The following is a 16,645-nucleotide window of genomic DNA, read 5'->3' as shown; positions in this document are numbered from 1 at the left end:
GGCGCGCCCCGCCCCGCCCCCCCCCCCCCTTCCTCGTCTCCCCCCCCCCCCCCCGCCCCGCGCCGGCGCGCCCCCCCCCCCCCCCCCCCCCCCCCCGACGGGTGAGACATCCGGCATGGACGAATCGACGCCGAGTGGCCGGTTGCCGGCCCCACGCCGCGCAGCCGCGTCCCACGTTGTCTTCACGGCGGACTTCACCTCCACGACCCAGTGGGTCGCCGGGCGCTCGTGGGCCTATCCCGGCGGGGGGCCGGTCAATCCGCGTGACGACAAACTGGACTATCTGGTCCCCGACGCCGGCTACAGCCGCTCGGGGGTCTTCCGGGCCCGACGCCGGCCCGACGGCAGGTGGAACACGGGGTTGCTGACGACCGAGGGCAGCGAGGAGGGGTTCACGGTACAGCCGGGCGACGTTCTGGAGACCCGTGTCCGGCTGCCACGCGAGATCGGCGCCTGGCCGGCCATCTGGACCTGGCGGGACGGCGACCAGGAGATCGACGTCTTCGAGTACCACCCGGACAACCCGGATCTGCTGGAGTTCACCAACCACGTACGCGGCACCAATCGGTATCACCACGACGACGACGTCCGCCCGGGTGCGTGGGTGGACCTGCGCACCGAGTTCGGGCGGCGCTCGGTCGACTGGTGGCTGAACGGCACCCGGGTCTTCGAGGACGGGCGGGGCGTGGGACGGGACTGGTACGCCTACCTCATCGTCAACCTCTCGGTCTGCGCCGGGCGTTACCACCCGCCACCCGCGCCCGGGACGACCGAGATGTCGTTCGAGGTGAGCAGTCTGGTGGTACGGCGTCCCGGCGCGGGCCACGCCCCACCGGGCGCGACGGCAGCCTCGGCAGGTGCCCCGGACACCCCAGGCACGAGCACCACGGCGGGTGCGCCCGGGACGGCGACCGCCTCAGGAGGCGACGTGGAACTGGCCTGACCTGCCACCACCTGGGACGGCTTCCGGGGTGCGCACCATGCGGCCCAACCGTCATGGCCCGCATCCGCCCTGCGTCCTGACAGCCGCACGGCCGCCGGTCACGCCTTGGCGAAGTCGCCGAGCTGGGTCGCCGAGCCGTTGAAGCGGTCGTGGTCGCCGACCGTCTTCCCGGTGGAGGTGTACTGCCACATGGTGTACGCCGACCAGCCCGCCGGGAGAGTTCCCGCGGTGGCCGCGTACCGGGCGATCCAGAGCGGGTTGGTCGCACCGAAACCGGCGTAGTTTCCGGTGCAGTCGGTCCACCAGCTGGTGGCCGTGTAGAGGACCGCGGCGCGGCCGGTGCGGGCCTTGTAACGGTTCAGGAAGTCGCGCACCCAGGTGACCATCCCGCTCTTGGACTTGCCGTAGCAGGCGTCTCCGTAGGGGTTCCACTCGATGTCGAGGACACCGGGGAGGGTCTTGCCGTCCCTGGACCAGCCGCCGCCGTGGTCCACGAAGTAGTCGGCCTGTGCGGCACCGCCGGTGGTGTCCGGGGTGGCGAAGTGGTACGCGCCGCGGATCATGCCGACGCCGTACGAGCCGTCGTACTGCTGGGTGAAGTAGGGGTTGGTGTAGTAGGTCCCCTCGGTGGCCTTGGTGTAGGCCCATCGGGTGCCGGCGCCCCACAGGGTCGGCCAGTCCACGTCGCCCTGGTGGCTGGAGACGTCCACGCCTTCCGTCTGGGTCCCACGGTTGCCGGTATTCGGTTCGTCGGTGCCGACGCCGCGTCCGTCGTGGGCGAGGACCCCCATGCCCATGTAGGCGCTGCCACGGTCGGGGGTGTCCGGTCCCGTCGCCGGCAGTGCCGCCGGGGTGGACAGGGCGAGGAGGAGGCCGGTCAGGGCTGCCGTGACGGCCAGGCGTGAGCGGCGGCGATGGAGGCATATCAGAGGGTGCACGACATCCATCTGACCCGCGGCCGGGCGGCGCCGCACGCCGGATACCGCCCAACGAAGCCATCTCGGCCCGACTTTGGTCCATACGGGTGGCTCCGGCCGGCCGGGAGCGGCGCCGCTCGGCGCCCCGCCCGGCCGGCCGCGTCCGGCTCAGCCGTCGATGCGGTGCTGGGTCCAGAAGGAGGTCAGGTCCGTGCCGGTGGCGGCCTGGGCCGCCGCCTTGAACTCGGCCGTGGTGGACACGCCGTACCAGTGCGCGGTCGCGTAGTCCTTCAGCAGCTTGGTCATGGCGGTGTCACCGATCAGGCGCCGCAGGTCGTGCAGGGCGCACTTGCCGTAGCCGTAGACGACGGTGGAGTAGCGCGAGGAGTGGGCGTCCCAGTAGGCCATGGAGTTGGTGATCTTCTCCGCGCTGGAGGCCCAGGAGACGCTGCTCCAGCAGCCGGTGCCGGTCTTGCCCTGCGCGAGGTCGGTGGCGTAGTCGGTGAACGCCTCGTCGAGCCAGGGGCTGTTGTACTCGTCGTCGCCGACGATGCCGTACCACCACTGGTGGCCGATCTCGTGGGTGAGGGCGGTGGTGCTGACCACGTCCAGCACGAATCCCGGGTACTCCATGCCGCCGAACCAGTAGTTGTTGTCGATGACGGCGTCCAGCTCACCGTACGGGTAGGCGCCGAAGCGGGTGGCGTGGGCGTCCACGGCGGTCCTGGCGGTGCTGAGCATGGACTGGGCGCTGGTGGAACTGATGCCGGAGACGGAGTAGACGTTCACCGGGATGCCGGCGGACGAGGTACCGGAGATCTTGGTGAAGGGACCGGCCGCCCAGGCGAAGTCGCGGACCTTGGCGGCGGTGGCCGTGGTGACCGTACGGCCGCTGGAGCCGGGGGTGTCGGCGGAGGTGCCGGTGGCCGGGACGAGCAGGGTGCTGGGGTGATCGAGGGTCACCTTGAAGTCGGCGGCCAGGGAGTAGAAGGACTCGCCGTTGTTGGTGTACGGGTCCAGGTGCCAGCCGGCGGCGTCGCGGACCGCGAGGACGGGCAGGGCGTTGCCGATGAAGCTGAACGCGCCGTCGTGGCCGAAGCGGTCGGCGCCGCTGGGCACGGTGATGCCGAGGTCGAACCCGATGGTGGCGCTCTGGCCCTGGGCGAGCGGGGACGGCAGGGTGATCTTCAGGGCGGTGCAGGCCACGGAGGGGCTGCCGGCGGTGCCGCCGGTGACGTTGGTGACCTTGATCGGCATCGCGTCGCAGGTGCCGTGGTAGTTGTCCCACAGCCGGAGGTAGACCTCGCCGAGCGCGGTGGCGGAGGCGTTGGTGAAGGTGGCGCTCTCGTGCCCGTTCCAGACGGTGCCGCTCGTGTCGCTGCTGAGGCTGACGGTGTACGAGGGCGCGGCCGGGGTTCGGGTGGAGTCACCGGGCGGCGGTGTGGTGCCGCCGGAGGTGTCGAGGGCGATGTCGTCGAGGACGAAGCTCGTCTGAAGGCTGGAGTCCTCGGTGCCGGTGAAGGACAGGTTCACGGTCTGGCCGGCGAACGAGGACACGTCGAGCGACTTCTGGACGTAGCCGGTGTTCTCGTCGAGGTTCGAGTAGGTGGCCAGCGTGGTGCTGCCGAGCTTGGCCGTCAGTTTGTCGTAGGCGGTGGACGAGGTCGTCTCGGCGGTGTCGATGTGCAGCCAGAAGGTCAGGGTGGCGGTGCTGCACCCGGCCGGGATCGTGACGCTCTGGTCGAGGGTGTCGGTGCGGGTGCGGCCGGATCCGTCCAGCCAGGCGTAGGAGCTGCCGGCGTGGGCGCTCTGCCCGGTGCGGCTGGTGATCACCGTGGACGGGGACGCGGTCCACGGTGAGGTGCCGCTCTCGAAACCGCCGTTGGTGACCGCCTGAGCCGGAGTGCAGGCGGCGGGGGCCGTGGCCGGGCGGGCGGCGGCGGGTGTGCCGGGGAGCACGAGGGCGGCCACCGCGGCGACGGCGAGCACGCCGGTGCCGAGGGCCTTGTGGGGGGTCGATCTCACACGCTACTCCTTTTGCGGCGGCCGGGGTCCGGCCGGCTCGGAGGCCGCCCGGTCGGCTGGGGTGCGCCGGGGCGGCCGCGGACGGGGCTTGCGCGTTCGTGTGCTTGCGTGCGCTTGCGTGTGCCGAGGAGCCCGTCGCGCCCTCATGGGGTGCGGGCGACGACTGCCGAAAGAGTGACAGATTTGACCCGTCCATGCCAGACAATGGGGCGAGTGCGGTCGGTACGCCGATCCAGCCGGCGACCCCGGCCGTCCTCCACCGCGGAACCGGCACGGCGAACACCGAGGGCCGGTCCTGCGGCCACCGCCGGCCGGCCGCGGCCACCGCGACCGGTCCCGCGGGCTCCGCCGGCCGGCGGCCTCCGGATCAGGCGGAGCGCAGCGTGAAGAAGACGGCCCGCAGCCGGGTGCCGTCCGGTCCCGGCCAGCCGGTGGCGACATGCCCGAGGGCGCCCCGGGGCGCCGCCGGCGGGTTCTCGTCGGTGGGCGTGAGCACCCGGTGGACGTGCAGGGCCGAGCCGTTGGGCGCGGGCAGCCGCGTGCCGTCCCGGTCGTCGGCCGGCTCGGGGGTGAACGTGCCGACGGTGTGGCCGGCCCCGGTGTGCGAGCGGGTCACCTCGTGGTCGGGGGTGTCGCTGATGCTCTGCGCCATCGCCTGTGCCCTGCCCTCGATCAGCGACAGCAACTCGGTGACCAGCACCGGGTCGTGGCAGCCGTCGTAGGCCCAGCGCCGGCCCAGCACGCCGTGCTCCAGCGTGCCGATGAGCGCGTGCTCCGCCCCTTCCAGCGGCGCCCCGCGGTAGGTGAGCGGCACCAGGTAGGCCGTCCGCTCCGGGCTCGTCGCGTCGGTGACCACCATGAACTCGATGCCGACCTCGCCCTCGGGATCGTCCAGCCGGAAGCCGCCCGACCTCTCCAGTACCGGGGCGGGGGCGCCCCGGTACCAAGGGCGGGTGGGCAGCCAGCCGGTGAGCAGTTCGGTCTTGGTCGGTTTGACGGTGGTGCGGTGGATGACGGCCATGCCGTGGGTGACCTCCCGTTGCGCGGATGCGGACCCCGCTCAGCCTTCCACATCCGCCGCGCCGGTCAGTGCGGGGCTCAACGCCGCCCAGGGGTTGGGCGGTTCGCCCGTCACCGGGCCGCACACCGCCGCCCCCCGCTCGTGCGCGGTGCGCACGGCGAGCGGCACGAGAGCCTCGGGGACGCCGTACACCAGGTGGCAGAACCGTTCGGGCGGGTGACGTGCCGTCCAGGCCGGCCGGGTGAACGCCGTGACGTACGTGGTCCAGTGGCCCTCGAAGGTGACGGTCAGGTCGGCGAGGCGGCCGTAACCCGGGTCCGGGTGGACGCCCGGGTTGAGGACGACGGTGCCCGCGCCCAGCCTGCGCAGCTCCCTGACCAGGCGGCGGCAGGCCGGCAGGCCCGCCGCCGTGGCGGTGACCCGGTCGAGGAAGCAGCCGTCGGTCGCGTACCAGTCCTGGTGCCGGCGGGCGTCCTCGGCGATCTCGGCCCGCTCCCGCACCCCGTAGTCGGTGTCGACGTAGCCGAGCACGCGGGCGCCGGCCGCACGCAGCGCCCGGGCGGCCGCCGTGAACGCGGGGTCGGGGGTGGTGCCGGGGCCGCTCGCGGGGTTGAGGACGACGGCGTAGGTGCGGGCGGCTGCCGTGATCAGGCGGTGCCAGGCCCCGGGGTCCTCGGCCGGGTGCACATAGAGCGGTATCAGCAGGCTCACGGCACGGGCCCGCTCTCCGCAGTGGCCGCCCACAACGCGTCGAGGGCGTCGTCCAGATCATGAGCGGGACGCCAGCCGAGGGCGCGGCCGGCGGCGGTGACGTCGGAGCACTGCCAGGACACCCGGGCCGAGCGTGCCGAGCCGCCGGTGCTCTCCGCCAGTTCCCCGCGGAATCCCGACCGCCGGGCCAGACCGTGCACCAACTCCCGTACCGGCACGGCCGTTCCGCTGCCGATGTTGAGCACCGGCGGCAGCGGGCCCGGCGCCGTGGCGGCCAGCTCGACCGCGCCGGCGACGTCCCGTACGTCGACGAAGTCGCGGTGCGCGGAGAGGTCGCCGAGCCGCAGCACCGCTCCGGGGTCCGTGCCGGCCGAGCGGAGCAGTGCGGCCATCCGGCCGGGCAGGCCGGCCAGGGGTGCCCCGGGGCCGACCGGGTTGCCGACCCGGAGCACCACTCCGTCCAGGGCGGCCAGGGCCACCGCGAGGGTGCCCGCCAGTTTGGTCGCGCCGTACGGGGCGACCGGGCAGGCGGGGGCCGCCTCGGTGACCCGTTCACCGGGACTTCCGGGACCGTACTCGGCCGCCGAGCCGAGGTGCACCAGGCGGGCCGTGGGGGCCGCCTCGCGCAGCGCGGCGCACAGTACGGCGGGGCCGCGGGCGTTGACCTCGGCCAGGGTCACCGGGTCACCGCCGGTGGCGCCCGCGCAGTTGACGACGGCGTCGGGCGCGGCCGCCGCCAGGGTCTTGGCGAGCAGCTCGGGGCGGTCGGTGGCGAGGTCGATCCGGAACTCGGCCGCCGGGGAGCGGCCGGCGGCGAGGATCTGCGCGCCCGGGAGGGCGCGCAGCCGCTCGGCCACATGGCGGCCCAGATATCCGGTGCCGCCAAGGACGAGAATGCGCATGCGGTACTCAGGCTCCCTTGAGCAGCAGGGACTTGCGGCTGGTGAACTCGGCGTTGGCCCGGTCGTAGTCGTCGGGGCGGCCGATGTCCAGCCAGTATCCGTCGAACTCGTAGGCGTGCGGCGGGGTCTGGTCCCGGAGCAGGTCGAGGACCAGCTCGTCGAAGCCCAGCGGCAGGCCCGGGGTGTAGCCGTCGAGGGTGTCGCGGCTGAGGCCGTAGACGCCCATGGAGACGCGGTAGTCCATGCTGGGCTTCTCCGTGAACGCGACCACCTTGCTGGCGTCGGTGGTCAGCACGCCGAAGTCGATGTGCACCTTGCGGGCGTAGGTGGCGATGGTCAGGGGCGCGCGGGACTCCCGGTGCCGGCGCAGCACATCGGCGTAGTCGAGGTCGGTGAGGACGTCGCCGTTCATGACGAGGAAGGTCTCGGGCAGCCGGTCTCTCAGATTGAGCAGCGGGCCCATGGTGCCGAGCGGGCTCTCCTCGGTGGCGTAGTCGACGTTCATGCCCCACTGGGAGCCGTCGCCCACGTAGGCGCGGATGATCTCACCGAGGTGGCCTATGGCGATGGTGCAGTGGGTGAAGCCGGCCGCCGACAGCTGACGCAGCACGATCTCCAGGATGGCGTGCTGGTCGCCGATGGGGACGAGCGGCTTGGGCAGCGCGGTGGTGTAGGGCCGCAGCCGGACGCCCTTGCCTCCCGCCAGAATCACTGCATGCATGGGGCTCCTCCTTCGTTGCCGTGAAGACGTTGACGTAAGGACACGGGGAACGTTCCGTACCGGGTCAGATGTTGTAGATGCCGGTCTTGTAGCGGGCGAGGTTGGCCGGGTCGCGGAAGAACTCGACGGTCTGCGCGAGGCCCTGCTCCAGCGTGTGGGCGGGCTGCCAGCCGGTGGCGCCGGCGAGCCGGGTGGCGTCGGCGACCAGCCGCATCACCTCGGAGTTCGCCGGCCGGATGCGCGCGGAGTCCTCGCGGACGTCGAGGGCGGTGTCCATGACCTTCCCGATCAGTGCGACGAGGTCGCCGACGGAGATCTCGCCGCCCGTACCGGCGTTGAAGGTGCGGCCGACGACCTGTTCGGCCGGGGCGGTGCCGACGGCGAGGAAGGCCCGCGCGGTGTCCTTGACGAAGGTGAAGTCGCGAGTAGGCCGCAGATCGCCGAGGGTGATGGTGCGCTCCCCCGCCGCCACCTGGCCGATGACGGTGGGGATGACCGCGCGCATGGACTGGCGCGGCCCGAAGGTGTTGAACGGCCGCAGGGTGACGACCTGGGTCCCGAAGCTCGCGTGGTAGCTGTCGGCCAGCCGGTCCCCGCCCGCCTTCGAAGCGGCGTACGGGGACTGGGTGTTGATGGGGTGGTCCTCGGTGATGGGCACGGTCTGCGCGGTGCCGTAGGTCTCGCTGGTGGAGGTGTGCACGAGCCGGGGTGTGCCCAGGGCGCGCACGGCTTCCAGCACGTTGAGGGTGCCGGTGACGTTGGTCTCCACGTAGCTGTGCGGGGCCTGGTAGGAGTACGGGATCGCGATCAGGGCGGCCAGGTGGTAGGCGGTGTCCGCGCCCTCCAGCAGGCCGCGGACCGAGCCGGGGTCGCGGACGTCGCCGAGGACGATCTCGACGTGGTCGAGGACGTCCGGGGCGAGGGTCTCCAGCCAGCCGTAGGAGGAGAAGGAGTTGTACTGGGCCATGGCTCTGACCCGGTGGCCGGAGGCGACCAGGGCCTCGGTGAGGTGGGAGCCGATGAAGCCTTCGGCTCCGGTGACGGCGGCGAGCGGTGCGGAGGTCAACTGCGGTGTCCTTCCGATGGGTCGATCAGTGCGGGGAAAGGCGTCAGACATGCCGGGCGGGGCGGCCGAGGAGCCGCAGCACGCACGCCACGAGGCACAGCGCGGCGGCGCCGCAGCACAGCGGCAGCGCGACGGCCCCTGGTGGCAGGTGCAGCGACGTGACCGCGCCGGCCGCGCACGCGGCGGCCAGGCAGATCACGGCCGGAGGCCAGGCGGTCCCGAACGCCTGGAGGAGCAGCGCGGTCCACAGGGTGGCCGCGAGCAGCAGCAGGGTGGCCGGTGCTGCTCCGGTGAGGTACGCGGCGGGCAGCAGCGGGAGGAGATAGGCGAGCAGGCACAGGCCGAGGACGGCCGTCGAGCGCAGCAGGAAGCCGGCGGGTGTGGCGGTCGCGCGCAGGGCGGCGACGGACAGCCCCCGGTAGCGGTACAGCAGCCATTCGGCGGGTCCCATGCTGACGGTCAGCACGATCACCGCGTACGGCTCCCGGCGGCCTTCCATCAGGACGAGCAGACCGGCGGCGAGCCCGAACAGCCCGTACGGCAAGGACCACAGCAGCGGAGTCCGCTTGGTGTCGGCCGTCGCCGCGACGGCGAGGGCACCGCGCAGGACGTGACCGGTCACGGCGAGCGTGGCCAGCAGCGCCAGCACGGGCAGCCCGATGCGCAGCGGGGTGCCCGGCTCCCACCAGGGCAGTACGGCGGCGCCCGCGACGAGCGGGGTGAGCGCGGCCAGCAGCAGCCGCTCGCGGGCCAGGACGAGCAGGACGCCGGCCGCCGCGAGGTACAGCGACTGCGCCGCCGCCACCGGGATCGCCGGGCCGCCGCCGGCGAGCGGTACGGCGGTGGCCGTGGCGAGTGCCGCGCCGAGGGGCGCGCCGGTCAGGAGGGTGCGGGCGGCCTCCCGGCGTCCGCTCACCATGCGCAGATGGGCGCGGTGGCCGAGGCCCTGGCCCCACGCCCAGGAGACCAGGCCGGCGACGATCAGCCCGGCGGCGTGCCGCCCCGGGTGCCACAGGGGTGCCGTGAGCAGGTAGGCCAGCCCCGGGAGGGCGAACAGGACCCCGCGCAGGAGGCAGCGGACGTGGTCCGGGCGCCAGGGGTCGGCCGCGGGCGCGGGCTCCGGGAAGGTCCGGGGCACCTGTTCGTAGAGCGCGGTGGCGAGGGAGAAGAGGTTCGGGTGGCCGTAGCGGTCCTTGATCTGGTCGGCGGTCAGGCCCTCCGCCTCCAGCAGGGCGGCCACCTCGTAGGGATGGACGGCCGGGCCTATGCCGTCGGCGAGTTCGGCGGCCAGCCGGCTCACCGCCTCCTCGTCGGGGCCGTGCACGGGCAGCCGCAGGGCCAGGGTGTGGTCGTCGCGGCGCAATGGTGGCCCGGCGAGCCGCAGTGCGAGGGTGTCCTGTTCGCTTCCGCCCGGTTCGAGGGCCATGGGCCCGCTCATCCGGCGAGACTCCCCGCTGCGATCCGGAGGTCCTGCCGCTGTCCGGCCGGCTCGGGCAACCGACGGGTGTGCGTGGGCAGTTCGAGGTATATGGAGCGGAAGGTGTCGACGGTCTGACGCAGGGTGAACTGCTCGATCACCCGCAGCCGGGCCGCCTCCCCCATCGTCCTGCGCCGCTCGGCGTCGCCCAGCAGCTCCAGGGCTGCCGCGGCCATGCGGGCCGGGTCGCGCGGCGGGACGACGAGGCCCGTGTCGCCGACGGCCTCCCGCACCCCGCCCACGTCGGTCGAGACGGTCGCCCGTCCGCAGGACATGGCCTCGATGAGGGTGAACGGGAACCCCTCGCTGATGCTGGAGAGCATGACGACGTTCCCGGCCGCGTAGGCGTCCTTGATGTCGTCGACGCGGCCCTCGAAGGTGACGGCGTCCGCGTGTCCCAGTTCGGCCGCCAGCGCCTCGCAGCGCTCCCGGTACGCCTCTCCGCCCCGGGGTGTGCCGCCGAACAGGCGCAGCCGGGCCTCGGGTATCTCGGCGCGCACCAGGCCGAAGGCGCGGATGAGGGTCTCCAGGTCCTTGATCGGGTCCACTCGTCCCGCCCAGCTGAGCGTGGGGGCGCCCGGCTCGGGCCCGGCGGCCGGGAAGGCGGCGGGGTCGACGCCGTTGTAGACCGTGCGGATGGCCTGCGGGTCGGCGCCGCCCTGCTCCTCCCAGAGCCGGTTGTAGCGGTTGCCCGGTGTGATCAGGGCGGCGCGGCGGTAGCTCTCCTCGGCCAGCAGCCGGAAGAAGCCGAGGACGACGGCCTTGACCGGCCAGCGGTAGGGAGCGGTCCGGTAGCCGAGGTAGCGCTCGCGCAGATAGACGCCGTGCTCGGTGAGCAGGAGCGGCACCTCGTACCGTTCCAGGGCGGCGAGGCCGGGCAGGACGGCGACGCCGCCGCTGACCGCGTGGGCGACACCCCGTTGCGGTGGTGGCGCGGCCAGCGGGCGCAGGGCGTGTTCCAGCAGGGCGGTGGCGGTGACCGCGTCGTGCAGGCTGGGCCGGGTCTCGCGGACGGCCAGCCCGGGGCGGTTCCACACCGCGGCGAGGATGGACACGGCCTGGTCGCCGCGGAGGAAGGGGCTCAGCACGCCGTCGCCGGCCGCCCGGGCCATGCTGTACAGCGCGGGCGCGAACTGGTCCTCCGCGCGCGGGTCGAGCAGTGCGGTGAGGAAGCGTTCGTAGGCGGCGCCCAGACGGTTGCGGGCACGGCCCCGGGGTGGGAGTCCGTGCGGCGGGTCTCCCCACATCGGGACCGAGAGCACCTCGTGGACATGGGTGGGCAGGTCCCATACGACGGGTTCGCGGCCGGTGCCGGTGACGGCGATGACGTCGAAGTCGAGGTCGGGCATGCCCTGGACGAGTTGGTCGCACCAGACGCTGACGCCGCCATGGCTGTGCGGGTAGGTGCCTTCGGTGAGCAGGGTGACGTGCGCCGCGCCGGGGCGGCGCACGCCGGTGTGAACGTGCATCGATTGTGCTCCACGGCCGAGGTGTGGGGTGGTCGTGCGGTTCCGTCCCGCCGCTGGGCGGCCGGAACCGGGGCCCGTCCGGCCGGCCCCCGCCCGGGACGGGCGGGTGGCGCGGACGGGCCCTAGGGTCGGTGCGCCGTTCAGTGGTCCGGGCTGTACGGAACCTGCTCGGTCACGCCGGTCGGGAGCTTGGTGCGCGGGGCCGGTGCGGTGGCCGCCGTCCGGGCGGCCGGGGCGACGGCCCGGGCGGCGGCGGAGGACGGCAGGGTGAAGGTGAGCGCGTTGCCGGCGGAGGCGGTCCAGCCGGACACCCGCCCCGCGTAGGGGCTGCCGAAGGCGTTGCCGCCCAGGGTGGTGCCGGTGGGCAGGGTCGCGGTGACGGCGGTGCCGTTCGGCGCGTTCACGGTCACGGCGTCGCCGATGCGATAGGCGGTGACCTGCCCGGCGTTCAGGGCGTTCTTCCACGCGGTGCGGCGCTGGAGTTCGACGCCGATGTCCTTCATCCGCAGGTTCACCACGGGGGTGTTGTCGGCGAACAGGTCGTGGTAGCCGTCGAGCACGCCGCTCAGCACCGGGTAGGCGATACGGTCCTCGGCGAGGTTGGACTGGTGGATGAAGTGCGGCTTGGGGTCGTTGGACAGCACATGACCGAGGTCGATGCGGGTCTCCAGCGGCACGATGTAGTCGGCGTAGCCGGTGCCGGTGTCCAGCGGCACGGGCAGGCAGGTGGTGGTCGCCGGGTTTTCCTCGCAGATGCCGCTGCCGCCCTGGGCGCGGCCGGTGTACAGCCAGTTGTACTCGTCGACCTGCTCGGCGGCCCGGCCCGCGTTGTAGAAGACGTTCATCGGGTGGCGGGAGACCGTGGTGGCGGGGCCGACCTGGCGCTGTGCGGGGTCACGGGAGTTGTCGGAGGCGAGCCACTTCACTCCGTCGTCGGCGAGCCCGAGCGCCAGATTGGGGTTGTCCTGCGGCTGCTGCGGCAGGATCTTCAGCCCCGAGTGCTCACCGGTGACCAGCTCGTCGGTCTGCAGCGGCAGTCCGGCGGCCTGGCCCCAGGCTCGGTTGGTGGCGATCTCGTAGTCGATCGTGGTGCGGCTGACCCAGTCGGTGCTGCCGGCGGAGGTGGTCCGGCACGTCCACGGCACGACGGTGACGTTCTGCTCGCAGCCGAGGAAGGCGTGCGTGTAGGTGTGGTTGACCCAGCGGAACTGGTTGCGGTCGGCGATGAGCTTGTCGGCGAGGAGGTCCACGCCGTCGTTGTCCTCGCGCTGGTCGATGCTGCCGGAGCCGTTGTAGACCAGGTCGAGGGTGAAGTCGTGGCTGTTCTGCCATGCGGTGGCGTGGTCGACGTCCGCCGGGGTCATCCGGATCGGGCTGGGTGTGCCCGCGCCGCCGGTGCAGTCGACGTCGCCCGGGGTGCAGTTGAGCCGGGTGTCCCAGCGGTCGTCGGTGGCGAACACGTCGTCCACGTGCACGGCGAAGTAGTTGCGGGCGGCGCCGAGGTGCACTCCGCCGGTCATCCACTCCACGATGCCGCGGGCCAGCAGCCGGAACTGCTGCTGGTACTGGTTGTAGACGAAGGTGACGACCAGCTCGCGCCGTCCGTCGTGCCGGTACTCGCCGATCAGGGAGCCCTGCCTGGTGGTGCCGGGGACCGGGGCCTGGACGTACGGGGTGAAGTCGGCGCCCGGGGCGGGGGACGACAGGTAGGCGTAACTCTCACCGACCGAGGGCGAGTTGTCCTCGAAGGGGACCGCGCCTTCGAGGTAGCCGAACGGTCCGGCCCTGCCCGCGGCGGTGACCTCGGCCCGGACGCCGTCGACGCTGCCCGAGTAGCCTCCGGAGGTCGGGACCTGGAGTCCGGCCTGCGGGCGGGCGTAGGTGTAGGCGTCGACCTGCGGGATCGCGTAGACCTGCTCGTAGGCGCTGAGCGCCGCCATCTCGGTGGAACCGGCCGTGAACGGATTGTCGTTGGGCAGGACGACGGCCTGGAACTTCGCCCGGGGCCGGCCGTCGACGGTGTCCGCGAGGAACGCGGCGTCGATGGTGGGCCGGCCGGACTTCGTCAGGTCGACCTTCGTGTACGGCGTTCCGGCGGTGTCGAGTTCGGCGGCGATGGCGTCGGTGGCCGGACCACCGTCGCTCACCACCAGGACTCTGAGGTCGATGCGCGGTGCGCCGGCGTCGGCCTGTGCCGGCCCGGCCTGAAGGCCGAGCGCGGCGATGAGCGCGCCCACCGTCAACGCGGTGGTGCGTACGGTCCGCTTCATGCGGTGAAGTCCCCTCCCCGGGCAGGGGTGAGCACGGCTCGCAGTGAGCGGACGCACCCCCTTGCGCGACGCCGGCATTCCCCCTCAGAAGCCGATCGACGCACATCCGTCGGGTCATATGGTGATGTCTCTGTGTAGCTTTTGTGGCCGAGTTACGAAACCTGACGGAAAAGTGCAGGTGTCGAACAGCATCCTGAAGCAACCTGACAGCCCGTTGTGCCGTCCTTGCCTCGAGGGGGTCGCGACCTCCGGGCGGCTCGGTCCCCAGGTCCGGCGGCCCTACGACGCACCGGCGGACCGTGACGGCCCGCCGGGCGGCGTATCGGTGACCCACGACGTGACGGGGGTTCGGCGGGGAGGCCGATTTCAGGACACCCGGGTCACGGAACCGGGGGGTCCGTCAGGCGCAGAGCACCCGGGTCTCGGGCGTGTACACAGGCCCGCCGTTGGTGTTGCTGCTGTCGCTGAACTCGGCGTAGAAGTACGAGTAGAAGCCGATGTTGCCGTTGCAGCCGGAGTCGGCGGCGACCTGGAGGGTCAGCGTGACGGTACGGCTCTGACCGGGCGGGATGGTGGCGCCGTAGTTGCCGCCGAGGTTGCTCGGGCCGGTGCCGGAGCAGGGGGTGGCGCCGGCCGTGGTGGCCAGGCTGCAGCCGGTGAAGCCGTACTTCAGGTCCGGGCGCTGGGTGGTCAGCCAGGTCGGGTCGATGGTCTGGTACACGAACCAGATGTCGTAGGTCTTGTTGTTCGTGATCGTCATCGAGAGGTTGACCGTGCCACCGGGTGTGGTGGTGGCGCTGTCGGTGCTGAAGGTGAGCGCGGCCGGCGCGGGGTCGGCGCTCGCCGCGGGTGCGAAGCCGAAGACGGCGAGGACGAAGGCGAGGACGGCGGTGAGACCGAGGCGTCTCATCAGAGGTGATCGCATGGCCCGGGAGGCTAGGCAGGCGGTCGGCACGGCGTCTGCCCCGCCCGGGCCGCCTCGGGCACCGAACGGCCGAAAGCGTTCGTCACGTGAAGAAGATGCGATGGACTCGTGATGACGCGTCACGGGCCGTGCCGCCGCGCTCCGGGACGGCGTCCGCGGGGTTCGCCGGAGGGCGGCCCGCACGGCGGTAATGGCGCGGACACGACCTTCCCGCACCGACGGAGGCGGGGCCACCGGTCGCGCCGGCGGCCCCTTCTCGGCCAAAGGTCGTTTTCCGGCCCGGGATCGGGCACGGACGCATGCGGGCGGGGCCGGCTCGTGGCACGCCCCGCCCACGTCACCGGGTGCGCTCAGCGCGCCGAGCGGGCGTGCGTCCGCTCGAAGGCGGCGAAGGCGCCCTCCTGACGCCATTCGAGCCGCGCCTTCGCGCTGGCCGCGAGGAGGTGCCGGCAGGCCGCGCCGCGCACCGGCAGGCCGGGGCGTTCGGCGCGGCAGGCGGTGACCGGCTGATAGCCCCGGGCGGTGGGGACGGTCTGCCACAGGCTCGCGCCCGGCAGGAACCCGTACTCCAGCGAGGCCCGGGCCAGGTCCTTCAGCTCCGGGTACCGCAGGCCGTAGGTCGCGGCCGCGTACCGGTACTCGTGACTGATGTCGATCCGGGAGACACCGGGGTCGTCGGTGGCGAGGACGATCGGGACGCCGTAGCGGCGGTAGGTCGTGAAGGGATGGTCGGCCCCCTTCACGCCGAGGATCTGGGCGTTGCTGGAGAAGGGCACCTCGACGGCCACCCGGCGGGCCGCCATCGTGCGGGCGGTGCGCCGCCAGTCGTCCTCGTGGACGAGGTCGACCCCGTGCCCGACGCGCTCGGTGCGGGCCACGTCCACGGCTTCCCCGATGTGGAAGCGCAGTTCCGCGGGCTTGACCAGCCCGGGCCACAACTCGCCCGCGTGCAGGGTCACATGGGCCTTCGGGTACTGGGTGCGCAGATAGCGGACCATGCGCATCTGCAGGCTGTAGTCGCGCAGGGAGCTGTCCCAGTCCTCGGGCTGGACGAGGTTGACGGCGACGAACCGCGGGTCGGCCTCCGCCAGGCGCATGCCGAGGGCGAGCTGGGTGAAGACGCGCTCCGGAGCGCTGCCCCGGGAGGCCTGGGAGATCCAGCGGACGGTGAGCCCGCAGCCCGGCCGGGCCTTCGACGTGCCGCAGTGCTCGGCGGCCCGGAACTCGACGTCACCGTCGTCGGCCTCCTTGCGGGCCTCGGCGACGAGCCGGTCCAGCCCGCCGCCCGCGAGCAGTTTGCGGTGCAGGGCGGCCAGGTCGGAGTCCCAGCCGACCCGGGCGGCGAGGTCCCTCGCGCCGTCGGAGGCGGGGGTGACCATCGTCTCCAGATAGAACTGGTTGTCGCGTACGGCGGTGTCGGCGACGTCGGCGAGCAGCAGGCCCCGGTGCCGCCAGGTGACCTCGCCGAACTTGCCGAAGGTGTCGAAGAAGTGGTCGTGGCCGTTCTGGTCCGGCGGGAAGTCCTGCATGGACCAGGCGCGCAGGAGCGCGTCGTGGAAGGCACGGTCGGTGCGGGCGTCGACGGCGGGCCGGGTGCCGGTGCGGCAGGGCGGGGTGACCGCGGTCAGCGTCGCGGTGTCGACGCACAGTCCGTCCCGCGCCGCCAGCTCGATCAGGTACTCCGTGGACACCGCGCCGGAGAGGTGGTTGTGCAGATCCCCGCCCTTGGGCAGCTGCCGGAAGAAGTCGCGCAGGGCCGCGGGCCGGTTGCGCAGGGACCGCAGGTACAGGTCGGTGCGGGTCTCCTCGGCGGTGACCTGACGGGGCGGCGGCGCGGCGCGGTGGTCGTCCCGGTGCGCCGGCTGTGCGGCGGCGGGCAGGGCGGACAGCAGGGACAGGACGCTGAGCGTGCCGAGCACGGCCGGAACGACCCGGGTTCGCAGGGCACTTCGAGGTTGCAGACTCACACGGGCATGATCACGGAAGGATCACGATTGCATCGTGCCGCCGGGCGGGCCCGGAGCTGAGAGCACCCGTCCGGGTGACGCACGGGTGCGCCGGACAGGGCGGGTCGACGGGACCGCACGGTCGGAGCGGGCGGCAGGCGGCAGGCGGCAGGCGGCAGGCGGCAGGCGGCAGGCGGCAGGCGGCAGGCGGCAGGCGGCAGGCGGCAGGCGGCAGGCGGCAGGCGGCAGGCG

General features: G+C 72.9%; 13 protein-coding genes. 1 reads left to right on the top strand and 12 read right to left on the bottom strand.

What is annotated here, in order from left to right; translation table 11 throughout:
• The first annotated feature begins 115 nt into the window (after positions 1 to 115).
• Positions 116 to 943 carry a beta-glucanase gene (locus tag ACGFT2_RS22740; RefSeq protein ID WP_393281196.1) on the top strand — a complete coding sequence of 276 codons (828 nt, stop codon included), beginning with the start codon at positions 116 to 118 and terminating at the stop codon, positions 941 to 943.
• A gap of 98 nt (positions 944 to 1,041) precedes the next feature.
• Here the strand turns inward: ACGFT2_RS22740 and ACGFT2_RS22735 are convergent, their stop codons facing one another.
• From ACGFT2_RS22735 to ACGFT2_RS22680, 12 genes are all read right to left on the bottom strand, one after another.
• Entirely contained in the window at positions 1,042 to 1,890 is an 849-nt protein-coding gene (locus ACGFT2_RS22735; RefSeq protein WP_393281194.1) for a lysozyme, read from the bottom strand.
• A 138-nt stretch (positions 1,891 to 2,028) separates the two neighbouring features.
• Complete coding sequence (locus ACGFT2_RS22730; protein WP_393281192.1) at positions 2,029 to 3,885, bottom strand: M1 family aminopeptidase; 1,857 nt, start codon at positions 3,883 to 3,885, stop codon at positions 2,029 to 2,031.
• A gap of 367 nt (positions 3,886 to 4,252) precedes the next feature.
• A complete protein-coding gene (locus ACGFT2_RS22725; protein ID WP_393281190.1) occupies positions 4,253 to 4,906 on the bottom strand; it encodes a 1,4-alpha-glucan branching protein in 654 nt (217 codons plus the stop codon).
• A 39-nt stretch (positions 4,907 to 4,945) separates the two neighbouring features.
• Positions 4,946 to 5,617 carry a spherulation-specific family 4 protein gene (locus ACGFT2_RS22720; RefSeq protein ID WP_393281188.1) on the bottom strand — a complete coding sequence of 224 codons (672 nt, stop codon included), beginning with the start codon at positions 5,615 to 5,617 and terminating at the stop codon, positions 4,946 to 4,948.
• Positions 5,614 to 6,519 carry an NAD-dependent epimerase/dehydratase family protein gene (locus ACGFT2_RS22715; protein WP_393281186.1) on the bottom strand — a complete coding sequence of 302 codons (906 nt, stop codon included), beginning with the start codon at positions 6,517 to 6,519 and terminating at the stop codon, positions 5,614 to 5,616. Before ACGFT2_RS22715 ends, ACGFT2_RS22720 begins: the two co-directional genes overlap by 4 nt.
• Positions 6,520 to 6,526: 7 nt before the next feature.
• Positions 6,527 to 7,240, bottom strand: a complete 714-nt coding sequence (locus ACGFT2_RS22710) for an NDP-sugar synthase (RefSeq protein ID WP_393281184.1) — start codon at positions 7,238 to 7,240, stop codon at positions 6,527 to 6,529.
• 64 nt (positions 7,241 to 7,304) lie between these two features.
• Entirely contained in the window at positions 7,305 to 8,306 is a 1,002-nt protein-coding gene (locus ACGFT2_RS22705; RefSeq protein WP_393281183.1) for a GDP-mannose 4,6-dehydratase, read from the bottom strand.
• A gap of 43 nt (positions 8,307 to 8,349) precedes the next feature.
• Complete coding sequence (locus tag ACGFT2_RS22700; RefSeq protein ID WP_393281182.1) at positions 8,350 to 9,744, bottom strand: hypothetical protein; 1,395 nt, start codon at positions 9,742 to 9,744, stop codon at positions 8,350 to 8,352.
• Positions 9,741 to 11,252, bottom strand: a complete 1,512-nt coding sequence (gene pelF / locus ACGFT2_RS22695; protein ID WP_393281180.1) for a GT4 family glycosyltransferase PelF — start codon at positions 11,250 to 11,252, stop codon at positions 9,741 to 9,743. The genes ACGFT2_RS22700 and pelF overlap by 4 nt, the downstream gene beginning before the upstream one ends.
• Before the next feature lie 140 nt (positions 11,253 to 11,392).
• Positions 11,393 to 13,522, bottom strand: coding sequence for a hypothetical protein (locus tag ACGFT2_RS22690; protein ID WP_393281178.1), 2,130 nt, complete (start codon positions 13,520 to 13,522; stop codon positions 11,393 to 11,395).
• Between the two features lie 400 nt (positions 13,523 to 13,922).
• On the bottom strand, positions 13,923 to 14,447 hold the full coding sequence (locus ACGFT2_RS22685) for a hypothetical protein (RefSeq protein ID WP_393281177.1): 525 nt from the start codon (positions 14,445 to 14,447) through the stop codon (positions 13,923 to 13,925).
• Positions 14,448 to 14,797: 350 nt separating this feature from the next.
• A complete protein-coding gene (locus ACGFT2_RS22680; RefSeq protein ID WP_393281175.1) occupies positions 14,798 to 16,414 on the bottom strand; it encodes an adenosine deaminase in 1,617 nt (538 codons plus the stop codon).
• Between the last annotated feature and the right edge of the window lie 231 nt (positions 16,415 to 16,645).

The organism is Streptomyces sp. NPDC048514 (genome assembly GCF_043199955.1).
In the GTDB taxonomy this organism is placed as follows: domain Bacteria; phylum Actinomycetota; class Actinomycetes; order Streptomycetales; family Streptomycetaceae; genus Streptomyces.
This window is presented reverse-complemented; position numbering and strand designations above follow the sequence as displayed.